This is a genomic window from Natrinema pallidum (assembly GCF_005890195.1).
Taxonomy (GTDB): domain Archaea; phylum Halobacteriota; class Halobacteria; order Halobacteriales; family Natrialbaceae; genus Natrinema; species Natrinema pallidum.
Map to the genome: position 1 here is coordinate 1,937,010 of NZ_CP040637.1, position 25,363 is coordinate 1,962,372.

Annotated in this window: 25 protein-coding genes, 3 tRNA genes, 3 rRNA genes and 1 pseudogene; 13 read left to right on the forward strand and 19 right to left on the reverse strand. The window is 63.1% G+C overall.

Annotation, left to right across the window (positions count from 1 at the left end):
- Positions 1-24: 24 nt before the first annotated feature.
- Complete coding sequence (yciH, locus tag FGF80_RS09610; protein ID WP_006183677.1) at positions 25-318, forward strand: stress response translation initiation inhibitor YciH; 294 nt, start codon at positions 25-27, stop codon at positions 316-318.
- Positions 319-457: 139 nt separating this feature from the next.
- On the opposite strand, the gene FGF80_RS09615 is transcribed toward yciH, so the two are convergent.
- The 6 genes from FGF80_RS09615 to FGF80_RS09645 all read right to left on the reverse strand — a co-directional run bounded on the left by FGF80_RS09615 (position 458) and on the right by FGF80_RS09645 (position 3,881).
- Positions 458-823 carry a rhodanese-like domain-containing protein gene (locus FGF80_RS09615; protein WP_138653635.1) on the reverse strand — a complete coding sequence of 122 codons (366 nt, stop codon included), beginning with the start codon at positions 821-823 and terminating at the stop codon, positions 458-460.
- Between the two features lie 451 nt (positions 824-1,274).
- Positions 1,275-1,856: an NUDIX hydrolase gene (locus tag FGF80_RS09625; protein ID WP_138653637.1), complete on the reverse strand. Its 582-nt coding sequence runs from the start codon at positions 1,854-1,856 to the stop codon at positions 1,275-1,277.
- Between the two features lie 90 nt (positions 1,857-1,946).
- On the reverse strand, positions 1,947-2,366 hold the full coding sequence (locus FGF80_RS09630) for a DUF5809 family protein (protein ID WP_006183673.1): 420 nt from the start codon (positions 2,364-2,366) through the stop codon (positions 1,947-1,949).
- 25 nt (positions 2,367-2,391) lie between these two features.
- Positions 2,392-2,853 carry a DUF5810 domain-containing protein gene (locus tag FGF80_RS09635; RefSeq protein ID WP_138653639.1) on the reverse strand — a complete coding sequence of 154 codons (462 nt, stop codon included), beginning with the start codon at positions 2,851-2,853 and terminating at the stop codon, positions 2,392-2,394.
- Positions 2,854-2,898: 45 nt separating this feature from the next.
- A complete protein-coding gene (rimI, locus tag FGF80_RS09640; RefSeq protein WP_006183671.1) occupies positions 2,899-3,372 on the reverse strand; it encodes a ribosomal protein S18-alanine N-acetyltransferase in 474 nt (157 codons plus the stop codon).
- Positions 3,373-3,587: 215 nt separating this feature from the next.
- The gene (locus FGF80_RS09645; protein ID WP_006183670.1) at positions 3,588-3,881 is read right to left on the reverse strand and encodes a DUF6360 family protein; all 294 of its coding nucleotides are present in this window, start codon (positions 3,879-3,881) and stop codon (positions 3,588-3,590) included.
- 563 nt (positions 3,882-4,444) lie between these two features.
- Here FGF80_RS09645 and FGF80_RS19145 point away from each other — a divergent pair.
- The 3 genes from FGF80_RS19145 to FGF80_RS09655 all read left to right on the forward strand — a co-directional run bounded on the left by FGF80_RS19145 (position 4,445) and on the right by FGF80_RS09655 (position 5,492).
- A complete protein-coding gene (locus FGF80_RS19145) occupies positions 4,445-4,585 on the forward strand; it encodes a hypothetical protein (RefSeq protein ID WP_008455629.1) in 141 nt (46 codons plus the stop codon).
- Positions 4,586-4,642: 57 nt separating this feature from the next.
- Positions 4,643-5,338: a DUF7119 family protein gene (locus tag FGF80_RS09650; protein ID WP_138653641.1), complete on the forward strand. Its 696-nt coding sequence runs from the start codon at positions 4,643-4,645 to the stop codon at positions 5,336-5,338.
- Between the two features lie 80 nt (positions 5,339-5,418).
- Positions 5,419-5,492: transfer RNA gene (locus tag FGF80_RS09655), tRNA-Lys, on the forward strand.
- Between the two features lie 240 nt (positions 5,493-5,732).
- On the opposite strand, the pseudogene FGF80_RS19905 reads toward FGF80_RS09655, so the two are convergent.
- The 6 genes and pseudogenes from FGF80_RS19905 to FGF80_RS09685 form a co-directional block, all read right to left on the reverse strand.
- Positions 5,733-6,528: pseudogene (locus FGF80_RS19905) on the reverse strand (amidohydrolase family protein); the annotation flags it as partial.
- A gap of 642 nt (positions 6,529-7,170) precedes the next feature.
- Positions 7,171-7,246: transfer RNA gene (locus FGF80_RS09665), tRNA-Cys, on the reverse strand.
- Positions 7,247-7,364: 118 nt separating this feature from the next.
- Positions 7,365-7,486, reverse strand: a 5S ribosomal RNA gene (rrf, locus tag FGF80_RS09670).
- 130 nt (positions 7,487-7,616) lie between these two features.
- Positions 7,617-10,537, reverse strand: a 23S ribosomal RNA gene (locus FGF80_RS09675).
- Positions 10,538-10,766: 229 nt separating this feature from the next.
- Positions 10,767-10,838, reverse strand: a tRNA-Ala gene (locus FGF80_RS09680).
- A 134-nt stretch (positions 10,839-10,972) separates the two neighbouring features.
- A 16S ribosomal RNA gene (locus FGF80_RS09685) occupies positions 10,973-12,446 on the reverse strand.
- The 16S, 23S and 5S rRNA genes sit together here with 2 tRNA genes alongside, the layout of an rRNA operon.
- 819 nt (positions 12,447-13,265) lie before the next feature.
- Here FGF80_RS09685 and FGF80_RS09690 point away from each other — a divergent pair.
- The gene (locus tag FGF80_RS09690) at positions 13,266-14,573 is read left to right on the forward strand and encodes a beta-propeller fold lactonase family protein (protein ID WP_238705271.1); all 1,308 of its coding nucleotides are present in this window, start codon (positions 13,266-13,268) and stop codon (positions 14,571-14,573) included.
- Positions 14,574-14,597: 24 nt separating this feature from the next.
- Here FGF80_RS09690 and FGF80_RS09695 read toward each other — a convergent pair whose 3' ends face one another.
- Positions 14,598-15,227: a metal-dependent hydrolase gene (locus FGF80_RS09695; RefSeq protein ID WP_006184159.1), complete on the reverse strand. Its 630-nt coding sequence runs from the start codon at positions 15,225-15,227 to the stop codon at positions 14,598-14,600.
- Positions 15,228-15,459: 232 nt separating this feature from the next.
- Here FGF80_RS09695 and FGF80_RS09700 point away from each other — a divergent pair, with 232 nt between their 5' ends.
- The 6 genes from FGF80_RS09700 (at position 15,460) to FGF80_RS09725 (ending at position 19,795) form a co-directional block, all read left to right on the forward strand.
- Positions 15,460-16,548 carry an ABC transporter ATP-binding protein gene (locus FGF80_RS09700; RefSeq protein ID WP_138653643.1) on the forward strand — a complete coding sequence of 363 codons (1,089 nt, stop codon included), beginning with the start codon at positions 15,460-15,462 and terminating at the stop codon, positions 16,546-16,548.
- Positions 16,545-17,387: an ABC transporter permease gene (locus FGF80_RS09705; protein WP_138653645.1), complete on the forward strand. Its 843-nt coding sequence runs from the start codon at positions 16,545-16,547 to the stop codon at positions 17,385-17,387. The genes FGF80_RS09700 and FGF80_RS09705 overlap by 4 nt, the downstream gene beginning before the upstream one ends.
- 70 nt (positions 17,388-17,457) lie before the next feature.
- Positions 17,458-17,679, forward strand: coding sequence for a hypothetical protein (locus tag FGF80_RS09710; protein WP_006184156.1), 222 nt, complete (start codon positions 17,458-17,460; stop codon positions 17,677-17,679).
- Between the two features lie 43 nt (positions 17,680-17,722).
- Complete coding sequence (hisD, locus tag FGF80_RS09715; RefSeq protein ID WP_138653647.1) at positions 17,723-19,021, forward strand: histidinol dehydrogenase; 1,299 nt, start codon at positions 17,723-17,725, stop codon at positions 19,019-19,021.
- A gap of 84 nt (positions 19,022-19,105) precedes the next feature.
- Positions 19,106-19,315: a hypothetical protein gene (locus FGF80_RS09720; RefSeq protein WP_006184154.1), complete on the forward strand. Its 210-nt coding sequence runs from the start codon at positions 19,106-19,108 to the stop codon at positions 19,313-19,315.
- 105 nt (positions 19,316-19,420) lie between these two features.
- Complete coding sequence (locus FGF80_RS09725; RefSeq protein ID WP_006184153.1) at positions 19,421-19,795, forward strand: HesB/IscA family protein; 375 nt, start codon at positions 19,421-19,423, stop codon at positions 19,793-19,795.
- A gap of 145 nt (positions 19,796-19,940) precedes the next feature.
- On the opposite strand, the gene FGF80_RS09730 is transcribed toward FGF80_RS09725, so the two are convergent.
- The 4 genes from FGF80_RS09730 to FGF80_RS09745 all read right to left on the reverse strand — a co-directional run bounded on the left by FGF80_RS09730 (position 19,941) and on the right by FGF80_RS09745 (position 22,546).
- A complete protein-coding gene (locus FGF80_RS09730) occupies positions 19,941-20,141 on the reverse strand; it encodes a dodecin (protein WP_006180927.1) in 201 nt (66 codons plus the stop codon).
- An 85-nt stretch (positions 20,142-20,226) separates the two neighbouring features.
- Positions 20,227-20,886: a hypothetical protein gene (locus FGF80_RS09735; RefSeq protein ID WP_006184152.1), complete on the reverse strand. Its 660-nt coding sequence runs from the start codon at positions 20,884-20,886 to the stop codon at positions 20,227-20,229.
- A complete protein-coding gene (locus tag FGF80_RS09740; protein ID WP_138653649.1) occupies positions 20,879-21,496 on the reverse strand; it encodes a hypothetical protein in 618 nt (205 codons plus the stop codon). The genes FGF80_RS09735 and FGF80_RS09740 overlap by 8 nt, the downstream gene beginning before the upstream one ends.
- A gap of 60 nt (positions 21,497-21,556) precedes the next feature.
- Complete coding sequence (locus FGF80_RS09745) at positions 21,557-22,546, reverse strand: metal-dependent hydrolase (protein WP_138653651.1); 990 nt, start codon at positions 22,544-22,546, stop codon at positions 21,557-21,559.
- A gap of 197 nt (positions 22,547-22,743) precedes the next feature.
- Here FGF80_RS09745 and FGF80_RS09750 point away from each other — a divergent pair, with 197 nt between their 5' ends.
- On the forward strand, positions 22,744-23,976 hold the full coding sequence (locus FGF80_RS09750; protein ID WP_138653653.1) for a pyridoxal-phosphate-dependent aminotransferase family protein: 1,233 nt from the start codon (positions 22,744-22,746) through the stop codon (positions 23,974-23,976).
- Between the two features lie 16 nt (positions 23,977-23,992).
- On the opposite strand, the gene FGF80_RS09755 is transcribed toward FGF80_RS09750, so the two are convergent.
- Together FGF80_RS09755 and FGF80_RS09760 are read right to left on the reverse strand one after the other, a co-directional pair.
- Positions 23,993-24,301, reverse strand: coding sequence for a DUF7116 family protein (locus FGF80_RS09755; RefSeq protein ID WP_006184148.1), 309 nt, complete (start codon positions 24,299-24,301; stop codon positions 23,993-23,995).
- Between the two features lie 230 nt (positions 24,302-24,531).
- A complete protein-coding gene (locus tag FGF80_RS09760) occupies positions 24,532-24,771 on the reverse strand; it encodes a DUF5816 domain-containing protein (protein ID WP_006184147.1) in 240 nt (79 codons plus the stop codon).
- Positions 24,772-24,949: 178 nt separating this feature from the next.
- Between FGF80_RS09760 and FGF80_RS09765 the strand changes: the two genes are divergently transcribed.
- Positions 24,950-25,360, forward strand: a complete 411-nt coding sequence (locus FGF80_RS09765) for a universal stress protein (protein ID WP_007108648.1) — start codon at positions 24,950-24,952, stop codon at positions 25,358-25,360.
- Positions 25,361-25,363 lie beyond the last annotated feature (3 nt).

Below are 25,363 nucleotides of genomic sequence, written 5' to 3' on the forward strand. Positions count from 1 at the left end.
GCCCGTTTCATAGCTACGAACGTAATGTCGGAAGTCTGCTCGACGTGCGGGCTGCCCCAAGAACTCTGCGTCTGCGAAGACGTGGCCAAGGGCCAACAGCAACTCAACATCCGCATTGACGAGCGCAGATACGGAAAAGAGGTAACGATCGTCGAAGGATTCGATCCGAAGGACGTCGATCTGGACAGTCTCTCATCGGATCTCAAGTCCAAATTCGCCTGCGGTGGGACTGTCGAGGACGACCAGATCGAACTCCAAGGGAACCACACCGGCCGCATCGAAGAGTTCCTTCGGGACCGCGGCTTCAACGTCGCCTAATGCCCGCGATGCTCTGAGACGACTTCCGAACCCACGACCGCGTCGCGTTTTTCGATCCGTTTTTTCGATCGTCGATCTCCCAGCCGCGTCGCCGCCTCCCTGAGACACCGCCGTCGAGCGACTGCGGGCCGAGGGCGGGTCAGAACGGCGACTCGCGGTCGGCCGATTCGTCCTCGGTGTCCGCCTCGCGAACGAGCCCGAACTTCATCCCGTACTTGTCGAGACCGCCAGCCATGCTCTCGACGCGTGCATCGGCAGTCCCCTCGTAGGAACCGATAAGCTGTGCGGCCTGGACGCTCGCCTTGCCGTGGGGACAGACGGTGACGATGTGGTCTTCCCCCTCGAGTTCGTCGACGCGGTCCGTGAGTTCGTGGAATGGCATGTTCTCGCTGCCGGGAATGTGGCTGTGCTCGAAGTTCCGTTCGTCCCGGATGTCGACGATGCGAACGTCCGCATCGGCCTCGAGGAGTTCCTTGACCTCGTCCGTGGAGATTTCGCCGTCCATTACCGTGCGGTTGCGCGTCGACGCGAATAAGAACAGGGGTTCGGAGCCAGGAGTCGGATCAGTGGCGAGTCGGCCGTGAACCGGGTCGATCGATAGATCAGGGCGTGATAGTCAGAACGGAAAACATATACGCGAGTTGTCGTACAGTCCCGGTACTGGTCCTCTCGACTTCCCTTTTCCCGTTGCAAGCCAGTAGCGGCGGAATACTGCTCGTCGTCCTGCTGTTCGTCATTATCCAGATCGGTGCGCTAGTATGGGTGTACACCGATGCACAAATGAACAGCCCACATAGTGCGGCACTCCGGACGCTCGTCGTCTTCTTCGGCGGGCGTCTGGGCCTGCTGCTCTATATCCTCGTTGGGAGAGAAAAGCGGCGGGGGCGTTCGAGCCACCAGACACAGTTCTAGAACGGGCGGTCATCGAATCCACGGACCCACGTCCTCCACACCGTTCAGAGCAGGCCGTCTTCCGTCGCGAGCAACAGCCCCGAGAGCGTCGCGTCGTTCGTCGGCTGCTCGCGAGCACGCTCGAGCGCCTCGCTCACCGGCACCGTCGTCACTTCGAGGAACTCGTTGCTGTCGAGTTCCCGGTCGCCCGGCTCGAGCCCCTCGACGTAGACGATGGCGCGGTCGTGGCGCAAAACGCCGGTCGCGACCGCGTACTCCTGCAGCAGGGCCGTACTCGACGGTCGGAAGCCGGTCTCCTCCTCGAGTTCGCGCGCTGCCGCCTGCGTATACGACTCGCCGTCCTCGACGATTCCCGCGGGGAGTTCGAGGTGGGTCTCGCGGATCGTTGGCCGGTACTGTTCGACGAACAGGAGTCGATCGTCGTCGGCGGTCTCACCGTCGTCCACATCCTCGAGCACGCTGCCGTCGATCCGCGCGACCACGACGACCGCGGCCGGCAGTTCCGCCCAGTAGTACCGTTTCTCCGTTCCATCGGGCTGTTCGAGCAGGTCGTAGCCGCCGTCGTACCAGCCCGTCTCGTACTCGGTCCGTTCCTCGAGCAAGTCCCACTCGTCGGGTGCAGTCATCGCGTCACACTGTGGGCTCGACGCGGTAATAGGTAGCCGTTTGCCCGACGGTCGTGATGGGTACCGGTCGCTCGAGCGCGTCGGGTGCAGTTACGAGCGATCGACGCGGTCCCGATACAACCGGCCGAACGCCTGTCGGCGAAGCGTCGCCACCGCCGCATCCTCCTCGGTCTGGAAAGTCGCCGCGACGGCCTCGCCGTCCGGCCCTGCGTGCCAGACGACGCGGTCGACGTTCTCGTGGCCGACCGTCGTCACCGTGCCGTCGTAGCTCTCACACCAGTCGTCGAACTCCCCTCGGCTCCCGACCCGTACCTCGAGTAAGGTCGCGAACAGCGCATCTCGAGCCGTCTCGACGACGTCGCCGGTGACGCGTTCGTCGTACTCCTCGCGGTCGAACTCCATGGCCTTCGCGACCTCGCGGACGACCGTCTGAGCCGCCGGCCCGACCGACTCGTACTGTGTGCGTGCGTCATCGATCGACTCGAAGGTGAACGTCCCCACCGTGTGCATACCCGGCTAGTCGGGCGACCGGCAGTTACGCGTTTTCGTTCCTGTCGGGACTGCCGTCCGCCTCCTCGGCGTCGGCGTCCGATGCCGCGTCGTCTCCCTCGTCCGCAGGCTCGTCGCTCGCGGCCTGCATTTCGCGAGTGAGTTCCGCGGCCTCCCGGAGGACGGTCTCGGTTTCGGCGGTCATCGACCCGCGGCCGGGCTGGCGGCTTTGCCGGGCGATCCCCTCCTCGAGCGAGTCGGGACGGCCGGGGTCGTGTCCGTGGTCGTGGTGGCCGGCGTCCTCGAACGCGGGCGTCTCGATCTCAGCCGCGTGCGGGCTGACGATCTCGCCGAGTTCCTCGGGACTGCAGTCTCCCCAGTCGGGAGCGTGTTCCTCGAGCCACTCGCGATGGTCCTCACGACCGAGCGATGCGGTGATCGCGAGGTGGTTCGCGAGATGAACCGCGTCGGCCTCCTCGGCATCACAGACCGGACAGGCGTATCCCATAGGGGAGGCTACCGGCTGCGAACGGTAAAACGTCCCGCAACCCGGCTAACCGAGCTTCCGAATCATCACGATCGCGTCCTCGCCGTTGGCGTAGTATTCCGGCACCCGGCGGAGCGGATCGAAATCGAACTCCCGGTAGAGTTGTTTCGCGCCGTCGTTCGAGCGCCGCACCTCGAGTTTGACCGTTCCCGCGCCGTGGGCCGCGAGTACGCCGAGCGAACGGGAGAGAAGCGTCGACCCGATCCCGTCGCCGCGGTAGTCCGGATGGACGGCGATATCCTTGACGTGGCCCAGCGCACGGCCGATCTGCTGGGTGACATCGGCGACGACGTAGCCGGCGATCACACCGTCGGTCTCGGCGACGAGAAAGGCCGGCTCGCCGAGGAACCGCTCGAACGCGTCGTAGGGCCAGGGCTGTGGAAACGACTCGTTCTCGATACGGACGACCGCGAGCAAATCCGCACGCTCCGCGGGTCGGACCGTTACTTCGTCGCCGACATCCGGCACGGGCGTTGTCACACGCAGGAATTACGCGCCGAACAGTAAAAGCCGTACGCGTCTCGGCAGCGCTCCCTCGAGGGACGGAGCCAACGTCCATCCGGGCCGGACGAACGCGGCGCAGCGGGTGGGATGGATCGGCTCGTCGCTTTCCCTGTCGGACGCAGCGATAGTCGCCACTGAACGTCACTGCATACCTGACCCATGACGGCGTTGCAGCCAGTGTGTCACTCGTTTCAGTGGCTCCGACAGTCCCCGGCGTCTTCGACGCGGTCGGCGTGTGTCTCGAGCTCCGCGGCGAGCGCACGCGCCTGGGTCGGCGTCAACGCGAGTTCCGCCATGTGTTTGGGCACGTGATCTTCGGAGAGATTGTCGAGTTCGACCTGGAGACGAACCGCATCGGGGTCCTCGCGGTCGGCCGTCGCGTTCACGACGGCGACGGACTCCCATTCGAAGCCCTCGCCGATCGCTTTTCCCTCGACGTAATCCAGCGTCGTGTACGCATTGACCGTCATCAGTCGATCGGACATGTCGATTCGATCGTTACGGCCCGCTCACTTATGTGGTGGCTATCGCTCGGTCCCGTGGATCATGACGCACGGTCGCCGACGCGCGCTACGAAACCGACGGCGATCACCGACTGCGGATGACAACTGCCACTATCCGGGCGGATTCGGTCAAGTGCGTGACGCTCCGAACGGCCCCGAACCGCGAATCCGTTTCCGGGTCGGTGGCACTCGCCGTACGTACCGGCCGTTCTTGCCACCACTATCCCGGATCGGATTCCCGCTCGTTCGGCCGCATGCCGGGGACATCGGTCCCAGCCCGAATCGGCGAGTACATGGACCAACATCCCCAATCGAATCCACCCAGAATCCGCCGCTCCAGTCAGGCGGTACCGGTCGCTCCTGGCTCCGACTCACCGACTCCGGTCGGTCGCGTGCGCTCCGTTTCGATTCGATCTCTCGAGCGATCGGACGTATCAAACGGCAGTCCCGTCAGAGATAGCGGCATAATACACCCATAAGACAGAGCACGGGTATCGTTTGCAGCCGAAGCGATACTTATCCCGACGGGGTTCGAATGGTCGCTAATGACTGAGACAGCCGACTGCAACCCGGAGCCGGGCGAGCAGGACGCGGAGGAACGCGACGACGCCCACCTCGACGATCTCGAGGAAGGGGCCGGTTGTACGGAAATCTGGGAACACCTCGCCGAGCAACGCGACGAGTGAGACGAGAATTTCGCCCCGGCAACGACCTTTTTGATGGCGAACCCCGTATGCAGGTGCATGACCGACAACCGGCCCGGTGATCGTTCGAACCGCCGTGGCGAGAACGGTCGATCGATACCGACGGACCGCGAATCACCCGTCGGTACACCAGTTATCCGGGGCGACGAATCGGTCGCCGGGACCCGTGCCCGCGAGGCCGTTCAGTTCGATCCCGACGACCCCGAGAGCCTCGCGGACGCCGCCGCAACCGTTCGCGAGTTCGCCGTCGACACCACCAACGACGATCACCTCTATATGCTCCGCGGTGCAGCCGCCTGCGCCGCCCTCGTCCGCGGAGAAGGCTCCTATAAGGCCGCCGCCGAACGCGCCGACGGCGATGCCACCGTCTCCTTTATCCGGAAGTGGGCTCGCGTCCACGACCTCCCGCGATCGGTCCGCAAACAGGTCGCGATCGGCCGGATCGCCCCGACCGCCGCCAAGCATATCGCCCGCGTCGGCGGGGAAGCGCGACTCCTCCTCGCATGGGCCATCCTCGATGGCAACCTCACCGTCCGCGATGTCCGCAGCGTCGCCAGTGCCATCAACGACGGCACCCCGATCGACCACGCCCTCGCCGACCACGACGTCACCCTCGGCCAACTCGACCTCATCCTCTCGCCGCCGACCTACCGCGATCTCCGTCGGCGTGCTTCGATGGAGGGCGTCGAACCTGGTGCCATCGTTACCGATGCGCTCGAGCAGTACTTCGACTGAGACATCCTCGGGTCGGACCCCCGTTCGCGTGAAGAGAGAAAGAAACGTTTAACCGCTCCTCCCCAAAAGGGGAAACTACAGGGCCGGTAGCTCAGTCTGGCAGAGCGTCTGGCTTTTAACCAGACGGTCGCGTGTTCAAATCGCGCCCGGCCCGCTTTTGCGACGAACACTTTCGTGAGGAGTAAGGCGGCGACAGCGGTTTGAACTAGACCGGACAGGCGCAGCGAAGCGAGCATTTCCGATCTAGTTCACAATCGCGCTCGGCCCGCTTTTCGCTCAGACCCGAACTCGTCCGCGGCTCGTCCCGGAACCGGCGTGATCCGTCCCGCGAGCACTCGCGTGCAGTGCAGTGATTCGGACGGCTTGTGATCACCCATTCACGCTCGAGACCGTGAATGTCTTCGTCGTCCGCGAGTCGAAAGTGGGCGGCCACCAACCGGTCGTCAAGGAGGCCGACATCGTTGAGAAGGGCGATTGAGTCCTTAGCTCCGTTCGAGCGCGCCATTGTGTTGCTCTCCTCGAGTTCGAGTAAGTGGGTATGAACGAGCAGGTCAGGGTACTCCTCGGCGAGATCGGCGGTGCGTTCCCACAGTTGGCGAGTACACGACCAGTCGTCGTGGGAGTTAATCGTAGCTCTGATGCGCCCGTCGTACGTGTCATGATACTCGTCGATGAACGTACGAGCACGGTCGAACTGCTCATCTTCGGGAACATCCCAGACGAGGTCGGAAAGCATTGGCCCGAAGACCCCTCGCAACCCCACCTCTCCGAACGTCTCCGCACCTGCGTCCGGGCGGACGTCTTGTGAATTGCCGGTGATGACACCGCCCGCGAGGAAGTTGAGCGCGGCGAGTTCGTACCCCGCTTCCGCGAGGTAATCGTATTCCCTGTTCTCAAGGTTCACGACGAGAGCCGTCATGTAGCCCATTATCCCCATCAGACCGAACTCACTGAATGCACCGATGAGCGCTGTCATTTCGAGTTGCGTGTACGCGTTGACGAGTCCCCCGCATTGCCAACATCCCCTTGCCGTCGATGATGCGAGCGGCCTCGATGTCCGCATCATCGCCTCGAGACTGTCGCACCTCCGTGATTCGACCATCCTCGATGAGCACCGTCCCTCGTTCGTAGAGCCGGTTCCTCTCGTCAACCGTGAGAACGACGGCGTCGTGCGCGATGTCTGCAGCCATCTGTTTTGAGCCCTGATCGATCGGCCATTGGTATTGGAAACTCTCACCGAGACAAGTGCGACAGACTGGAAGAGTTCTGGGATCGTGCGATAAGAGGGCATTCGTCTGCGATCTGATTATCGACCGACTGCTCGACGGTTGGGTAGCCTGTCTCCCCGGCGGGAATGGTGATGTCCACCTCACTCAGGATCAGTCGCTAACAATCATCTGCCGAAACTGCGATACGTTCACTACCGCCGCGGAGAGGTCTCCTGAACCCCCGTTACTCATCGTCGTCATCGTCTCGCTGCTCTCGCGTGCACTCTCGACACCGACCTCCCGTAATAGACTCGACTGTGAGCGTCTGCGATGTGCGATTATAGCCAGACCCATCGGTAGAAGTGATCGAGGTCCTTCTCGAGGTTGAGGTACCAGCGGAGCATCCGCTTGCGGTGGTGTTGGTAGTCGGTGATCTGCTTCTCGTTCAACTGAACCTTGGAGGCTGGGTGGCCGTTGGGGTTCCCTGAACCATTGCCTCGCCGTCTTGCGGTTTGTTGCGGTTCATAGTGGTCAATCCTACCGTGAACGGCCCCTTTCGGGGTTTTGTGACCACGACTACCTTTGGAAAAAATGTCCTTAGATGCCTTGAGCACGGCAAAATCAAGCCAAGGGCCGGATTTGAACCGGCGGTGGGCGGCTCTGCAGGCCGCTGCGTTCGGCCGGACTCTGCCACCTTGGCGCGTTATATCGTTGTTACTGCGTTCGTTTAAGCGTAGCGGTACGGCACAACTCATGAGTGAGAGCCACATACGCAGAAAACCCCACATAGCCGATGCTATGTGGGGTTTCAGTATGAGTGGTGGCGGCGAAACGAAGTTCCCAGAGGGTCGCCCACTCCAGTACTAACCGTAACGCAGGCGAGCTTATCTTCCGTGTTCGGGATGGGTACGGGAGGCACCTCGCCGCTATGGCCGCCGTAACGCCGATCAACGGAATCGAACCGTTGCAATACCAGTATCGGTTGGTGTGTCCAAGACCATGTGTACGTGTAGTCCAGTTTACGTCCGGACCCGTTCTCGCGTCACGGATCCAATGCGATGTAATGTATGAATGTGTGGCTTGGCCAGTTAGTGCTCGCGGGCTCAACACCTCGTTGCCTTGGTGCGTACACCCCGAGTCTATCGATCTCGTCTTCTACGAGTGGCCTCAATGGTATCTCTTTTCCAGGTGGGTTTCGAGCTTAGATGCGTTCAGCTCTTACCCCGTGGTGCGTCGCTGCCCAGCACGTGCCCTTTCGGACAGCTGGTACACGAGTGGCACCCATTCGTAGTTCCTCTCGTACTATACGAACGTTCCCGTCAGATACCGTAACACCCCCAATAGATAGCAGCCGACCTGTCTCACGACGGTCTAAACCCAGCTCACGACCTCCTTTAATAGGCGAACAACCTCACCCTTGCCCGCTTCTGCACGGGCAGGATGGAGGGAACCGACATCGAGGTAGCAAGCCACCCGGTCGATATGTGCTCTTGCGGGTGACGACTCTGTTATCCCTAAGGTAGCTTTTCTGTCAGCAATTGGCCGCATCAAGCAGCCTAATTGGTTCGCTAGACCACGCTTTCGCGTCAGCGTCCGTCGTTGTGCCGGACACTGTCAGACTTCCTTTTGCTCTTGCGCTCTTCCCCGAGTCTCCGACTCGGGTGAGGAAATCTTGGGGCGCGCCCGATATCTTTTCAGGCGCGTACCGCCCCAGTCAAACTGCCCGGCTACCAGTGTCCTCCGCCAGGAGTGAGAGTCGCAGTCACCATCGGGTAGTATTTCAATGTTGGCTCGGTGGCCCGCTAGCGCGGGTACCTGTGTACTGCCTCCTACCTATGCTGCACAATGGCGACCACGTCTCAGTGACAGCCTGCAGTAAAGCTCTATAGGGTCTTCGCTTCCCCTTGGGGGTCTCCAGACTCCGCACTGGAACGTACAGTTCACCGGGCCCAACGTTGGGACAGTGACGCTCTCGTTGATCCATTCATGCAAGCCGCTACTGAAGCGGCAAGGTACTACGCTACCTTAAGAGGGTCATAGTTACCCCCGCCGTTAACAGGTCCTTCGTCCCCTTGTACGGGGTGTTCAGATACCTGCACTGGGCAGGATTCAGTGACCGTACGGGTCCTTGCGGATTTGCGGTCACCTATGTTGTTACTAGACAGTCGGAGCGTCCGAGTCACTGCGACCTGCCTCTTCGCGAGGCAGGCATCCCTTATTGCGAACGTACGGGACTAACTTGCCGAATTCCCTAACGTCGGTTGATCCCGACAGACCTTGGCTTTCGCCGCCATGAGTACCTGTGTCGGATCTCGGTACGGACAGTGTGCTTGCCTTTTCACGGGCTCTAGGTTGGCCTGACTTGCGCGATCCTACCATTCGTTCGCTTCGTGCCATTACGGCTTCCACGAATTTCGATAGTTCGACTGGGCGAAAGCCCAGCTCAGGCGGCCCCAAAGCGTCGGCTTTGAGTGCACACTGGCATAGGAATATTAACCTATTCCCCTGTTGTCAGCTTCGACTTACGGGCTGACTTAGGACCGGCTAACCCTCAGCTGATCAGCATTGCTGAGGAACCCTTACTCGTTCGGCCGTCGGGGTTCTAACCCGACTAACGCTGCTACTATGACCAGGATTTTCGTTACTGAACGGTCCACACGAAATCTCTTCCGTGCTTCCACCCGAACAGAACGCCAACCTACGAGATCACCTTGTGAAAGGTGCTGCTAGGTCTCGGTGGTAGACTTGAGCCCCGATCATTTTGGGCGCCTCAAACCTCGGCCGGTAAGCTGTTACGCTTTTCTTAGAGGGTAGCTGCTTCTAAGCTCACCTCCCGGCTGTCTAGGGCTTGAGACCACCTTCGATCGCACTTAGTCTACACTTGGGGACCTTAACCCAGCTCTGGGTTGTCTCCCTCACGGTACACAGGCTTACCCCGTGCACCGGACTCCCTGCGTCGAGCGGCGTTTGTAGGTTCGGAGTTGGACAGGGGGGCGCACTCCTCTCGGAGTGCGGTCCCCCAATCCGTCGCTCTACCCCACAAACTACCTCGGCAGAGGTCATGCTTCGACATGTTTCGGTTGGAACCAGCTGTTTCCGGACTCGATGGGCCTTTCACCCCTAGACGTAGGTCACGAGAGGGTATTGTAGGACACCAACTCTAACAGACTTCCACGTGCCTTTCGGCACGCTTCATCTTGCCCACGCCTAGATCGTCCGGTTTCGGGTCGTGCCCGTTTGACTCCCCGCGCTTGAACACGGCGGCCCTCGTGCAAAGCACTGCGGCCATGTCGGTTTCCCTTCGCCTTCCTCGATAATCGAGTTAGACTCGTCAAACAAGCACACTCCCTGGTTCGTTTTTCAAAACGTACGACAGAACACCGGCTTCCCAAACTTCTTACTACAGGTTCGCACCTGATTCATTTTGTCCGGGACCTTGTGTGCCCTGTCGCTCCATCGCCAACTGATTTCACGCCCTATTGCACCTCCCTTCGTGGGGTGCTTTTCAGCGTTCGCTCACGCTACTTGTTCGCTATCGGTCTTGAGGAGTGTTTAGTCTTCGCGGTCGATGCCCGCGATATTCACGAGGGATATCCAACCCCCGATACTCTGGGACTGACGCACAGCATACTTGTCGACGGTACGGGACTGTCACCCTGTCTCGTGCTCTATTCCAAGAGACTTCGCCTCGCCGTTCTGCTGCTGAGAGTCAGCCCGAACACCACATTGCCCGTGAGGGCTTCGGTTTGGACTGTGTCGCGTTTATTCGCCATTACTAACGACATCGCGTTTGCTTTCTTTTCCTGTCGATACTAAGATGTTTCAATTCTCGACGTTCCCCATTGCGCGAAGCAATTGCGGTGGGGATTCCCATTCGGAGATCCTGAGTTCTTCGCCTCCGTGCGGCTCCCTCAGGCTTATCGCAGCTTGGCACGTCCTTCATCAGCTCTCAAGCCGAGCGATCCACCAGCTGGCACAGTAGCCACGTTCATCGGATCGGCGATCGCACGGAAGTGCGATCACGTAGTGACCCGGGAACGGGTCCAGTGGACGCCTGGACTACACGTACACACGGTCTCATTTGCACGCCGGTAGACGGCCGGCCTGCATTAACCCTTCCCACCCGCGTTTACACGGGGTGGTGCATCGGTTCGTTGTTCGGATTAGATCGAAGTTCCGTCTCCCACTTAAGGGACACGGTTCGATCGTCCTCCGAGACATGGACCCACAGGGATTCGAACCCTGGGCATCCTCCTTGCAAAGGAGGCACTCTACCACTGAGCTATGGGCCCACGTCCGCCCAGAAGGGCGGACAGGGAGTGACACGTTAGCCTTGGTAGTTCAAAGGTGCCCGATCGGCCAGACGCTGGTCGATCGAACGTGAACTGCAAAGGTGGGCCAGGCACGACGGCCTGGTCCCGGTCTGTGGAGGTGATCCAGCCGCAGATTCCCCTACGGCTACCTTGTTACGACTTAAGCCCCCTTGCGGAGCCCAGATTCGACCGACGTTGCGTCGGCCTCATCCGGACCCCACTCGGGTGCTTTGACGGGCGGTGTGTGCAAGGAGCAGGGACGTATTCACCGCGCCCTTCTGAGGCGCGATTACTACCGAATCCAGCTTCATGAGGGCGAGTTTCAGCCCTCAATCCGAACTACGACCGAGTTTCGGAGATTAGCGTCCCCTTTCGGGGTTGCATCCCACTGTCTCGGCCATTGTAGCCCGCGTGTCGCCCAGCACATTCGGGGCATACTGACCTACCGTTGCCCGTTCCTTCCTCCAGTTTGGCACTGGCAGTCCTCCTAATGTACCCAACCACCGCAAGGGTGTTGCTGGCAATTAGGAGTGCGGGTCTCGCTCGTTGCCTGACTTAACAGGACGCCTCACGGTACGAGCTGACGGCGGCCATGCACCTCCTCTCAATGGCTCCAGTAAGGTCATCAACCTGACTTTCACTGCACATTGTCGATGCTGGTGAGATGTCCGGCGTTGAGTCCAATTAAACCGCAGGCTCCTCCGGTTGTAGTGCTCCCCCGCCAATTCCTTTAAGTTTCATCCTTGCGGACGTACTTCCCAGGCGGTCTGCTTCACGGCTTCCCTACGGCACAGCACAGGCTCGTAGCCTGTGCCACACCTAGCAGACATCGTTTACAGCTCGGACTACCCGGGTATCTAATCCGGTTCGTGACCCGAGCTTTCGTCCCTCACCGTCGGATCCGTCTTCCAGAGGCGCTTTCGCCACCGGTGGTCCGTCCAGGATTACGGGATTTCACTCCTACCCCGGACGTACCCCTCTGGTCTTCCGGTCCCAAGCCACGCAGTTTCCACCGGACGCCCGCGCGTTAAGCGCGCGGATTTCCCGATAGACTTGCGTGGCCAGCTACGGACGCTTTAGGCCCAATAATAGCGGTCATCACTCGTGCTGCCGGTATTACCGCGGCGGCTGGCACCGGTCTTGCCCAGCACTTATTCTACGACCACCTTACGGTCGTGAAAAGCGAGGACTATATGCCCTCGCACTCGGAGTCCCCTTATCGCACTCGCGTGCAGTGTAAAGGTTTCGCGCCTGCTGCGCCCCGTAGGGCCCGGTATCTTGTCTCAGATACCGTCTCCGGGCTCTTGCTCTCACAACCCGTACCGATTATGGGCACGGTGGGCCGTTACCCCACCGTCTACCTAATCGGCCGCAGCCACATCCTATGGCGCCGTAACGTTTCGCGTTCGTGCCACTCCAGGCGATGAACGCTATTCCACATTAGCCTCAGTTTCCCGAGGTTATTTGGATCCATAGGGTAGTTTGGCCACGTGTTACTGAGCTATCTGCTACGAGTCTAAACTCGTGCAACTAGCATGGCTAAATCGGACTCCAATAGCAATGACCTCCGGCAGGATCAACCGGAATGCTATCTGTACTCTCCCGTGGTGGGAGAGGGTCTGTTGGCGGTGAATGTTGGTACACACTCACACAATGGTCCACGTTCGATGACACACGGATCGTCGACCGATCGAGCGTCACCGAACTACCAAGGCTAACATCAGATCCCATCTGTACGGCGGACCGCAGGGGTGGAATCCTCATTTCCTTCGGATGTATTCGTAGGTCGTCTGGGGTACATAACCCCTTCGGACTCGAGCCATCCGAGATGACGGAACGGATTGAACGTTCCGTCGATCACGTTTTCGTTCGCGTTCATATCCAACTGCCCTCGTACATATAAGGGCATCGGATCGCGTCCTCGCCGGAATCCGCATCCGGCGGGGACTTCCGCGTACTCCGAACGACGAGCCCTTATTATATAAGGGCGTCGTATCGGAACGCCGCCGGTCGGCGTCAGTCGCGTCGAGTCCGAGTGCCTCGAGATGGACGGTAACGGAGCGGTCCGCTGCCGTCGCGAGGGCGGATATGATGCCTACCTCCGTGCCGGGTCGCGGCCGGAGGGAACGTGGCGGCGTGCGCCACGTCGTTCGCATTAGTGTCGGATGCCCGGGCAACACATAAGGCCGTCGTCTCGGGCGCTCATTGCTCTGTGTTGGGCATTCACAGGAGGGGGATAGTCACTTCCGGAAGACTAAGGGCGGCGGTAGACAGGAGATCCGTGCTTGTCGGGCCGAACGTGCCGATCGAGGGCGGAACCGACGCGTCTCCCTCGATGATCGTTCGAGTGCTCTCGCTCACCGATGGCGCACGGTCACTTTTGACACTGGCCGTTGGACGAACGGTATGGACGGGAGCCCAAGGAACGATGGACACGACCGTGACACGGACTCGAGTCCGGGCCCGACGGACCCGTTTACCGACGGTGTTGGTCGGCGGCGACTACTCGAGTCGTCTGCGGCTGTGGGTGCGACGGTCTCCGTAACGGGCTGTTTCTCTCAGGGGAGTACCGAAGGCGTGCCGACGGTGTTCGTGTTCAACAACGGCGATCGAACGGTGAGCGTTATCGATGCCGAGACGGACGAACACCTCGAGAACGCCTTCATCGATACGACGGCATCGTTCCCCGCCAACCAGTACGGAACGAGCCTCGGCTCGACGTACGACGGGCTCTGGCTCAACGTCAACGAGGGCGTTCGCGCGGTCGATCAACACACGCTCGAGGGGATCGAACGCGTCGAGACGGGGTATGAACCGAACTACCCGAACCTGACGCCGGACGAAAAGCACCTCATAGTCGCTTCGGGCGGGACGACGACGCTCGATCCCGAGCCGGACGGGCAGGAGACGCACGCGATCGTCCGGATCGATGCCGATCGCGGGAGCGACGAGTTTGGGGAGGTAACCGGCAAGGTCGAGACCGAGTACACGGGCCCCTGTGATACGACCCTCGGGCCCGACGGGAAGTACGCTTTCGTCCCGGAGATCGCGAACGAGACGGTGGCGATCCTCACCGTCGATCCGTTCGAAATCGTCGAGCGGGTCGATGTCGGCGAGCCCGCCGGAGACGGGAAGGTCCTGCCGTTCATGGGAACGGCCTCGTTCGATGGGGAGACCCTGCTTGTCGAGAACGGCGAGGGCGAACTCGGAACCGCTCCGGCGATCCCGCGCGAGGGGTCGGAAAGCATCTGGGATATTTCGGACCCGACGACGCCAGTCGAACGCGAGCGCATCACGCGCGACGACGGCCTGCCGGCGGCCCCGATTACGAGCGAGATCGGCCCCGATGGGGAGATAGCGTACCTCTTCACCCCGGACGCGGAACGTGTGACGGTGATCGACTGCGAGGCAGGGACGGTCGAGGGCGACCTCGACATCGGCGGGCGGTCGATCTCGGGCGCGTGGGGCCCCGCTCGCGAAAAGCTATATGTTCCGGTGCAGACGGCAAACCACGTTGCAGTAATCGATCACGCCGAGCGAGCAGTCGCGACGACCGTCGACGCGGGAGCGTCACCGACGGGGGCGGTCGCCGGGGCTATCCGTCCGGACACGGATACGAGCCAGCGAGTCCGCGGCTCGCTCGCTGCGCTCGGCATCGATATCGGAGAGCAGGAGAGGGCTAACTGCCCGAACGGGCACTGTTACTGCGGCTGAGTATCGATGGAGCGGAGCCCAGGACTATCGTTGCTCCGGATCGGTCCGGCTCGAGGGGGTATCCCGTCCCAGAAGCGTTGCGATCGCTCGGCCGGTCGCTCGGAGACACTCCCGGAGGACGGGAGCGCCATCGAGAAGCCAGACGAGTGCCGTGAGCGCGGCGAGTCCGAGCTGTATCCAGAGATACGTCGAGAGATCGCCGGCGAGGACGGTATTCGCGTAGCGGCCGGCGAGCGTGACGAACACGTCGAGGACATCGGACCCGGGCGGCCGGCCCTCGGCCGGTGCGATGGGCCAGAGGGTGATTTCGATGAGGAAGGTATCCTGTCGGAAGAACGCATCCATGATATCGGCGAACGGATGTGACAGGTAGCCGAGCCCGAACGCGAGGCCGACGAGCGGCCGATCGGCCGCCCGTGCGACCGTGCCGGCGACGATCGCCACCGGCACTGCGAAGAAGATCGAGTGGCCGAGGCCGTAGCCGACATCGAAGACGCCGTACGTCCACGCGAGGGGTTTGTCGATCAGGTCCGGGAGAACCGACGCGACGACGACGGCGAAGGCGTCGAGTCCGCCGGGGGAATCGCGGACGGCGACATGACAGAGGAGCGAGTACGAGAGATAAGCGACGATCGCGTGTTCCCACGGCCACATATGACCGTGGTACGGTGACTGCGAAATAGTTATGCAGCGCTTGTCGGCGCTGACTGTGTGCCGACAGGCCGTTCTCGAGAGCGGGCCGAAAATATCGTCAGTGAACGGCCACCTCGAGGACGCGATGAAGTACGGGCGGCGTAACGCGGGCGACCGGCGAGCGGCCGGCGGGCCGAGCGGCGACGTGCAGTTCGACTCACACGTATTTCCCTGTAGTCGTCCTAGCACGACCGTGACCGACTACGCTATCGAGGCCCGCGACGTGGCGGTGACATACGCGGACGGAACGCGAGCGGTTCGCGGCGTCAATCTCCTCGTAGAGCGCGGGGAGTTCTTCGGCTTTCTCGGACCCAACGGCGCGGGCAAGACGACCATGATCAAAACGCTGGTGACGCTATTGCGGCCGACCGACGGGTCGGTGACGGTAAACGGGTTCGACACCGTCGCGGAGCCACGGAGCGTGCGCGCGACGGTCGGATACATGGCCCAGGAGACGAGTATCGATCCGGAGCTGACGGCCCGCGAGAACCTCCGCTTCGCCTGTGATGCTTACGGCGTGGCACGCTCTCGGCGGAACGACCGAATCGCCGACCTGCTCGAGCTCGTCGAACTCACCGACGTTGCGGACAAGGTCGCCGATGACTTCTCCGGCGGGATGAAAAAGCGCCTCGATGCGGCGACGGCGCTCGTTCACCGGCCGCCGCTCGTCTTCCTCGATGAGCCGACAACCGGACTCGACCCGGCGGCGCGAAACCGCCTCTGGGCGTACTTCCGGCGGATCAACGAGGAGGGAACGACCGTTTTTCTGACGACGCAGTATCTCGAGGAGGCCGACCAGCTGTGCGATCGGCTGTCGGTCATCCAGAACGGGGGCGTCGTCGCGGAGGGCACGCCGGAGGAGCTGAAACGGTGGGTCGGCGGCGAGATTCTCGCCGTCGAACTGGCGGACGCCGACGAGGGCGATCAGGCGGTTTCGATCGCACGCGAGGAGGGGCTGTTCGCGGACGGAGCGGTGGTCGAGCCCAGCGAGTCCGGCGTGACGGTGACCGCGCGTGACGCGCGGGCGCGTGGAACGGATTTGCTGGTCGCCCTTCGCGACGCCGGGATCGGCGTCGTGGGGTTCGACGTTCGGGCACCGACGCTCGACGATGTCTTCCTCGCCGTGACCGGAGAACCGGACGGGAACGCGTCGGGAACTGAAACCGAACAGGAGCCGACGGACGACGTCCGCTCCGGGCCGGTCGATGCCGGCGGCCATGACTCGAGCGGCCGATCGACGAACGGGACCCACGAGCGGACGGGGAGCGGGGTGGACCGATGAGCGCACCGTACGTCGACCGCCACGGCGGGCACTTCGCGCGCGACGTGTGGGTCACGTTCGTCCGTTGGACGATCAAGTCGGTCCGGAACCCGTTCGTACTGGTCGTCTCGCTCGTCCAGCCGATCATCTTCCTCGTCCTGTTCACGCAGGTGTTCGGCGGCGTCGCGACGAGCGCGCTCGCGGGGATCAGTTACGAGACGTACCTCGTGCCGGCGATCGTGATTCAGGTCGCGCTGGTGGCGGCCGCGACATCGGGAATCGGGCTGGTCAACGACATCGAAAACGGCATGTTCGAGAAGACGCTGGTGAGTCCGATGAACCGCAGCGCCGTCTTCCTGGGCAAGACGTTGGCCGAGATCGTCCGCATCGTCGTTCAGGTTACGATCGTGCTCGTCCTGGGCGTATTGCTCGGTGCCGAGATCGCGACCGGGGTGGTCGGCGCGGTCGCGATCGTCGGTATTTGCGTCCTGTTCTCGATCTGGTTTACCGCGTTCTCGAACGTCCTCGCCGTGTTGACCCGCGACGAGGAATCGACGATCATCGGGGCGAACCTGCTCCAGTTACCCTTGCTGTTCGTCTCGAGTGCGTTCCTCCCGCTGCCGGCGCTGCCGGAGTGGATTCGGACGGTCGCGACGTTCAACCCGATTACGTACGGTGTCGACGCTGCCCGTGCGGTGATGCTCGGCGAGGATACCATGACAGTCATCGAAATCACGCGGTTCGATGGGATGTGGAACACGCTCGTCCCCGCGCTGGGCGTCCTGTCGGGACTTGCCCTGGTCTTCGGGTCGGTGGCCGTCTACGCGATCGGCCGTGCGGCGAGCGCCGACGTGCGGTGAGGTGGCCGGTGGCCGGCGGTCGGCGGAACGGAACCGATGTCATTTAGCGACCGTGTGCGTAGGAGAACATATGGACCGGTCGGGATTCGTCAAACTCGCGCTCGTCGCGTTCGGACTCGTGATCGTGAGTTTCTTCGTGCGCGGCATCAGTCGGCTCGTGCTCGGCGCGGCGGTGGCCGAGTTGCTGCAGGCACCGCTTGCCGTTGTGGGGTTTGGGCTCCTCGTCTACCTCTTCGTCAGGGCGACGCTCGACGCCGTCGGGATCTGGGCCGTCGAGGACTCCGAGACGTGAGCGGAAGGAAACCGTTTTTCGACCGCTCCACGAACGCTGCGGTATGACAATCGACGTGCAGACGGTCGCCGATCTCGGGCCGGACGACCGCGCGGCCTTCTTCGATCGCGACGCCGGTATCGAGTCGGTCAGGGGAGACGTTCGGGAGATCGTCGAACGCGTTCGCACGGAGGGTGACGTCGCGGTCCGCGAGTACACCAGCGAGTTCGACGACGTCGAGGTCGGCAACCTCGAGATCACCGACGACTGCGAACGCGCGTACGACGAAATCGACGACGGGATGCGGGACGCGATCGAGCGGGCCGCGGCGAACGTCCGCGAGTTCCACGAGGCACAACGGCCCGAGGATTGGCGGCGGGAGTTCAGCGAGGGGCGCACGCTGGGTCGGCGCTTTCGACCGATAGAGCGCGTCGGCGTCTACGTTCCCGGCGGCTCGGCGGCCTACCCCTCGAGTGCGATCATGGGTATCGTGCCGGCGGTGGTCGCCGGCGTCGATCACGTCTCCGTGGTCACGCCGCCGGCGGACGACATGCACCCGGTAACGTTGGCGGCGATCCACGCGGCGGGCGCGGACGCGGTCTACTGCGTCGGCGGCGCGCAGGCGATCGCGGGACTGGCCTACGGGACGGAAACGATCACCCGCGTCCAGAAGGTCGTCGGGCCCGGAAACAAGTGGGTGACCGCGGCCAAGGCCGAGGTACGGGGTGACGTCGAGATCGACTTCCTCGCCGGACCGAGCGAAGTGGTCGTCGTGGCCGACGAGAGCGCGGACCCGGAACTCGTCGCCGCGGAGCTCGTCGCACAGGCCGAGCACGATCCCAACGCCTCGGTCGTGGCCGTCACCGACGACGCCGAGACCGCCGACGCGGTGGCCGCAGCCGTCGACGAGCAGGCCGACGCACGCGAACGAGAGGCGGTGATTCGGGACGCACTCGGAAACGATGCGAGCGGCGTCCTCCGTGCGCGATCGATGAGCGAAGCGATCCTCTTCGCCGAGGAGTACGCACCCGAGCACCTCTCGATCATCGCCGAGGACGACGAATCGCTTCTCGAGCGCATCGATAGCGCCGGCAGCGTCTTTCTCGGTCCGAACACCCCCGTCGCGGCGGGTGATTACGCCAGCGGCACCAACCACGTCCTGCCGACCAACGGCGGCGCGCGCGTGACCGGCGGGCTCGCAGTCGAGACGTTCCTGCGGTCGACGACGGTCCAGCGGCTCTCCGAGACGGGCCTCGCCGACATGGGCGAGACGATCACCACGCTCGCGACGGCCGAGGGACTCGAGGCCCACGCCGAGAGCGTTCGGAGTCGACTCGAGGACGAGACGAGCGACGACGAATAACCATTGGAACCGGAGATAGGACGGTCTCAGCAGACGGAATTGCGGACCGGTTTTACGTATCTGGAGGCCGGAGTAGGGATCGAGATGGAACCGCGTGTCGATCCGATGGACGGGCGCGTCCTCGAGCGCAACTACGACTACGCACAGCGGAACGTGCGGCTCCTCTCGATGTGGTACGACTGCGACCCGGAGCGGATGCTCGAACTGTTGGCGGAACACGACATCGAACTCTCGCGCAACGACGAGCGAGAGTTCGGGACGTGCTATCGATCGCTCCAGCGTGCGAACTGGTAGCCGAGTCGCGATCGGCCGATCGAGGCCGCGGGTAACCGGATTCGGCTAGTTCGGGAGGCCGAGAATGGCGTCACAGTTAACATCGTTGCGCCGGAATGGAGTGGTATGAGCACGGACAGTATGGACGGCGGGGAGGCGGACACGCGCCCGACGATCGAAGTGACCGAAGACGCGGCCGAACAGGCGCTGTCCCTCCTCGAGGGCGAGGACCTCGACGTGACGGAAGCCGGCCTTCGGCTGTTCGTCCAACAGGGTGGCTGTGCCGGTCTCTCCTACGGCATGCGGTTCGACGACGCGCCGGACGAGGACGACACGATCTACGAGCATCACGACCTGCGCGTGTTCGTCGATCCGGCGAGCCTGAAGTACATCGAGGGGAGCGTCCTCGACTACGAGGACGGGTTACAGGCCGAAGGGTTCCACGTGGACAATCCAAACGTCGTCAGCGAGTGTGGCTGCGGCGAATCGTTCCGGACGTAACTGCAACCGGTCACAGCCGATCCCGTACCGACTTCGCGTTCTGCCGACTTGGGTCGCGACCGACGGCTGACGGACAGGAGCCATCGATCGGACCGACGAGAAGGAACGATCGAGAGCGGCGGGCGAGAACCACCGCGCCGGCCGACTACTCCTCGAGTTCGAACGCGACGGTAACCTCGGCCTGGTACTCCCGGTCGTCCGCGCTGGCGACTTCGACGCCGAGTTCGTCGACCTCGATCCACTGTACGTTCTGCAGGGTCGCTTCCGCGCGGTCGATGGCGTCGTCGGCCGCGGCGTCAAAGCTTTCCGGACTGGTGCCGATGAGCGTTATCTTCTTGAAGACCATGGCCTGCGCGGCTACGCTGCGTAGTAACGTAAAACACGGCGTCCGTTCAGGTGTGAACCGACGCCGTCGACGTCGATATTGCGGTTCAGTCGTCCCGTGCGTCGAGTCGATCGCGGATCGCGCCGGTGACGTCCGCGAGGTAGGCACCGCCCCACAGGGCGACGATCAGACCGCCGATCGAGTTGAAGACGAAGTCGAGCATCGTATCGGCGAGGCCGTACTGTGTGAGCACGGCCCTGATCCCCAGTGCCTGCGCCGACAGCGCGATGGCGAACTCGAGGATCTCCCAGAGGACGCCGAACGCGAGGACGAAAAGCAGAATGAACACCGCGACGAACCGCTGTGGGAAGTGGATGCCGTCGGCGTGCTCGTGGAGCGCACGGACGGTCGCGTATCCCGCGCCGGCGACGAGCGACGCCGAGAGCGCGTGGGTCATGTGGTCCCACCACCAGACTTGACTGTAGAGCGTTTTGGTAGCACCCGGGAGTCCGACGGTCCCGAACGCGTGGAGGAAGACCGCAGTGGTGATCCAGAGCGTGAGTCGCGGGTCCATCGGGATCTCGTAGTCGCGCTCGAGGAGCGGCGGGAGTTGGGTGACGGCGAGTGCGACGGCCGTGTTCAGGACGATGCCGCCGTTGCCGCGTTCGATCCCGACGAACAGCATGCCGATCAACCCGATCTCCATGAGATAGGTAAGTCGCCGCTGTTGCTTTTGGGACGGCAGCAATCCGGAGATGTTACGCATCGGTGCCCTCCACCGGGGACGCTTCCTCGCCGGTCCCGTACTGCTCGAGGCGGCCGAGCCGCCTGAAATACAGTTCGAAAACGATGCCGGCACCGAGACCGGTGGCCGCGGAATAGACGAACTCCCACATCACGGCGTCGTGATCGCTCGGGAACGGCACGCCGAGCAGTCCGGAAACGCTCCACCGAAAGAGCGCCCACAGGGCGGCAGCGGCCATCGTCGTCACGGCGACGAAGATGACGGCGAAGCCGGGTGTCATCCGCACGGTGGTAAAGGCCTGCAGTTCGACGGCGATGACGAGTGCGATTGCGGCGACCGAGAGGTACGATGCGAAGTTCCCCGTCAGCCGGTCCGCCTCGAGAACCATCCCGAGCACGGGCAACGCCGCGAGCAAGAGTACTTCCCAGGGGAGCATTACGAACGGGGACCGAACGGCAAGCGGCGGCAACAACGCCACCACGACGAGCATCACCGCGAACGTCGTCCAGAGGATACCACCCGTCACGAACTCACCGAGACCGATGAGCGCGATCGCGACGACCAGCAGCCACGCGACCACCGCGTTGGAGCGGTCGTCAGCGATCAGTTTCGTGAGTGGGGTCCGAGACACAGTAGCCCGTACTAACTGCCCTCAGAAAAGCGTACGGAGTCTCGAGCCGCTGAGACCCCCTTACGACGGTACCGCAACCACATAGACGACGACGTACGCGCCGAGGGCGACGGTCACGGCAGTCAGCGCGGTGAGTGTGATCTCGAGCAGTCCGTCGGACGACGGGAGCCGGCGCGCGCGCGAGCGGGGCAGCGCCAGCAATGGGGACTCGCGAACGACGCCACAGAGGAGACCGACCCCGAGTATCGAGAAGACGAAGTGATAGGACACGTCGAGGGTCGGCGGCGTTACCGCGAGCGCGGCCACGCCGTAGGCGACGCCGACCCCCGCTCGCCGATCGACGGCCGCGAGAAGCGAGCGGTCGGTAAGTCGGCAGCCAACCGCGAGCGCGAGCCAGATCGTCGCGAGTTCGATCCCGAACGCGCCGAGCAGGTTGAGCGTCGGGTCCGAGTGGAGGACGAGACGCGACTCGAGAACGGGGGCTCCGAACGGGAACAGCCAGTCGGGCGGCGATCCGGTGAGGAGGTCACCCCACGGGTGCGACCAGAGCCCCCAGAGGGCGGCGAGGGCGACCGTCGCCGGCGAGAGCGTCGATGCTCGAGCGACGCCGCGGGCGACGAGGAGGCCACTCGCTGCGAAGAGGCACATGACGAGCGCCGCGATCGGCCCGTCCTGGAGGGCGGCGATGACGACGAGTCCCACGAGAACGGCGATCGCAGCGGCCCGGGCGATGCGAGCGCGAGCGGAACTGCTGCGGGCGGCGAACAGCCCGAACGCCGGTGCAGCGATCGCACCGACCACCAGCGAGTGGGTCACGGACCGGTGGACACCGCGGCTCGCGTCCCAGAAGGCCGTCGATGCCCCGAGGGCACCGTCGGACACCTGCCACTCGAGGAGGCCGACGAGCGCGTAGGCGACATCGATGTCCGGAATCGTCGCGAACGCGCCGGCGACGGCACCGAGGAAGAGGGCCCGCCGAGGCTCCCAACCTCGCCAGTCGGCGACGCACGCAGCGACGGCAAACGCGAGGAGTCCGTGACCGATAAACACGATAGTTCCGTTATGTGTCGCGAAGCCTTAAGCGGCTCGCAGCAACAATAACTGGTAGCAGGAGGCACGAAACGGCTCGTTGGGAAGCACTGTTACTGACGGGCGATACCGAGCGCATGGTGGTCCAGTTGGCCGGTCGCGGCTTGTAATTCGCCGGTGCCGGTAGGCCTTTGCGAGTGGCCGGCGAGCACACGCCCATGTCTCAGGACGCGGCGAACGAGGCGACTCGCGCGCCAGCCGTCGGCGAACTCACACCACCGGATCGGACCCTGATGGGGCCCGGCCCGAGCGACGTGCACCCGCGCGTCCTCCGGGCGATGAGCACGCCGCTGGTCGGCCACCTCGACCCCTCCTTCGTCGAGATCATGGACGAGGTCCAGGAACTGCTTCGGTACGCGTTCCGGACGGACAATCAGTGGACCATTCCGGTGTCGGGGACCGGGTCCGCGGCGATGGAGGCCGCGATCGGTAACGTCGTCGAGCCCGGGGACACGATGCTCGTCCCGATGAACGGCTACTTCGGCGGCCGAATGGCTTCGATGGCCCGGCGGGCGGGCGGCGAGGTCGTTGCGGTCGACGCGCCGTGGGGCGAACCGCTCGCACCCGACGACGTCGCGGACGCGCTGGCCGAACACGATCCCGATGTCTTCGGGTTCGTCCACGCCGAGACGAGTACGGGCGTCCTCCAGCCCGATGTCCCGAAGCTCACCGCTGCGGCCCACGACCACGACGCCCTGGTCGTCGCCGACACCGTCACCTCGTTGGGCGGGGTCGAGTTGCGAATCGACGAATGGGACATCGACGTGGCGTACTCGGGTCCGCAGAAGTGTCTCTCCTGTCCGCCGGGCGCGAGCCCGCTAACCCTCTCGGATGAGGCCATGGAGAAAGTCCTCTCGCGCGACGAGGACCCTCGCTCGTGGTACCTCGACCTCTCGCTGCTCGAGGGTTACTGGGGCGAGGACCGCACGTATCACCACACCGCACCGATCACGAACGTCTACGCGATCCGGGAGGCCCTGCGGCTCGTCGCCGAAGAGGGCATCGAAGGGCGCTGGGCACGCCACGAACGGCTGGCCGGCGCGCTGAAAGCCGGCGTCGAGGCGATGGGGCTCGAGATGAACGCCCCCGACGAGTACTGGCTGCCGAGTCTCAACGCCGTCCGCGTTCCCGACGGGATCGACGACGGCGCGGTCTGCGACGCCCTGCTCGAGCAGTACGACCTCGAGATCGCCGGCGGGCTGGGCGATCTCGCCGGGGAGATATTCCGGATCGGCTGTATGGGTCACTCCGCGCGCCCGGAGAACGTGATCTACGTCGTGACGGCACTGGGCGACGTTTTGGAGTCGATGGGTGCGGACGTCGATCCGGGTGCAGGTGTGACTGCGACGCGTCACGCGCTCGAAAAAGAAGGGACGTACCGCGACGACTGATTTCGAACCGTCGGTTTTACGCCGTTACTCGCGGTCCTGGTGGCGCTCGTTCGACCTGATAGTCGTCCCCGTCGACGACGATAATCGCCCACTCGTAGTTCGGATTCGTCCGCTCGAGTCGCGCCTCGAGATCGTCGGCGTCCTCGGGTTCGGCGACGAAACAGTGAAACTGCCCCGACGCGGGCGACGGGAGCTGTCCCGTCTCGAGGACGGCGTTTACGTGAACGACTTTCCATGCTCGTTCGGCGCGGAACTCGGGACCGTTGCCTTCGACGGTGTAGCCCAGTTCAGCGAAGATCGACCTGGCCTGCTCGACGAGTCGCATGTTAACAGGACCCATTCACTACCGTCTATGTCGCCATCCACCATAAATGTTAGTACGTGACAAGACGGAGCGGGCGGGGCTGGTCGAATCGAGTCCCGCCTCGAAAGGAAGATTCGCCAGTGTCGGCGCGGAGCCGACGTGCGGTCAGTAATCAGTCTTTACCGGCTGTTCTCCGGATTTTCACGGCCGCAGAAGCGGTCTCACGTGGACTCGAGCGTGTGGCAAACCGATCACTCGTGGGCGGCGTCCCACTCGGTGGGTTTGCGGAAGTTCCCACACCGGTTGCACTTGATCCGGCCCATCGAATCCATCGCGTTGTCGAGGCTCTCGCAGTTCGTACAGAACCAGCCATACCGATGGGTCGTGTCTGGCGATTCGTAGGCGACGAGGAACGCCCCTTTCGATCCCCTATCGCCGTCCGTCTCCGAAACGTAGACGGTGTCGCCGTCGTCGGTCGACCTGCTTTGCATGCCCGCTCGTACGCTTGCACCCGGTAAATGGCTGTCTTTCCGGGTCGAATTCGCCGCCGAGAGCGGGTCACCGGATCCGGAGTGCAATTCATGACATAACCTGCCACATGTGACACATACTCATTCCTGATAGTCCGTACTGAAAGGTTTACCCGCTCGGAAGGCGTCCGGATGTCTAATGTCGCTGGTCGTGGTTCCCGTTCGGTATCCGTTGTCGAAACACTCGCGGCGAACGCTCGAGCAGGCGATCGAGATTGCTCGCGAGCGCGACGCAGCGCTGACGATACTCCACGTCGACCTGTACCAGAACGGGAAGAAAACAACGCGAATGGATCTGAAAAGTGCCGTCGAGCGGACCTTCGGACGGCTCGAGAACGCACGGTACGTCGTCCGAACCGGCTTCCTCGTCGAGGAGAGCATTCTCGACGAGGTCGGGGCGGAGGGTGCCGATGCCGTCGTCATCGGGACTAAACAGGCAAGTCGGCTGCGACGGCTCTTCCAACGCCTGACGGATAACCCGGACATCGACCGCTATCTCCGGGCCCACCTCGACTGCGAGGTCATCACGGTCGACAGCGCACGCGCGTGACCG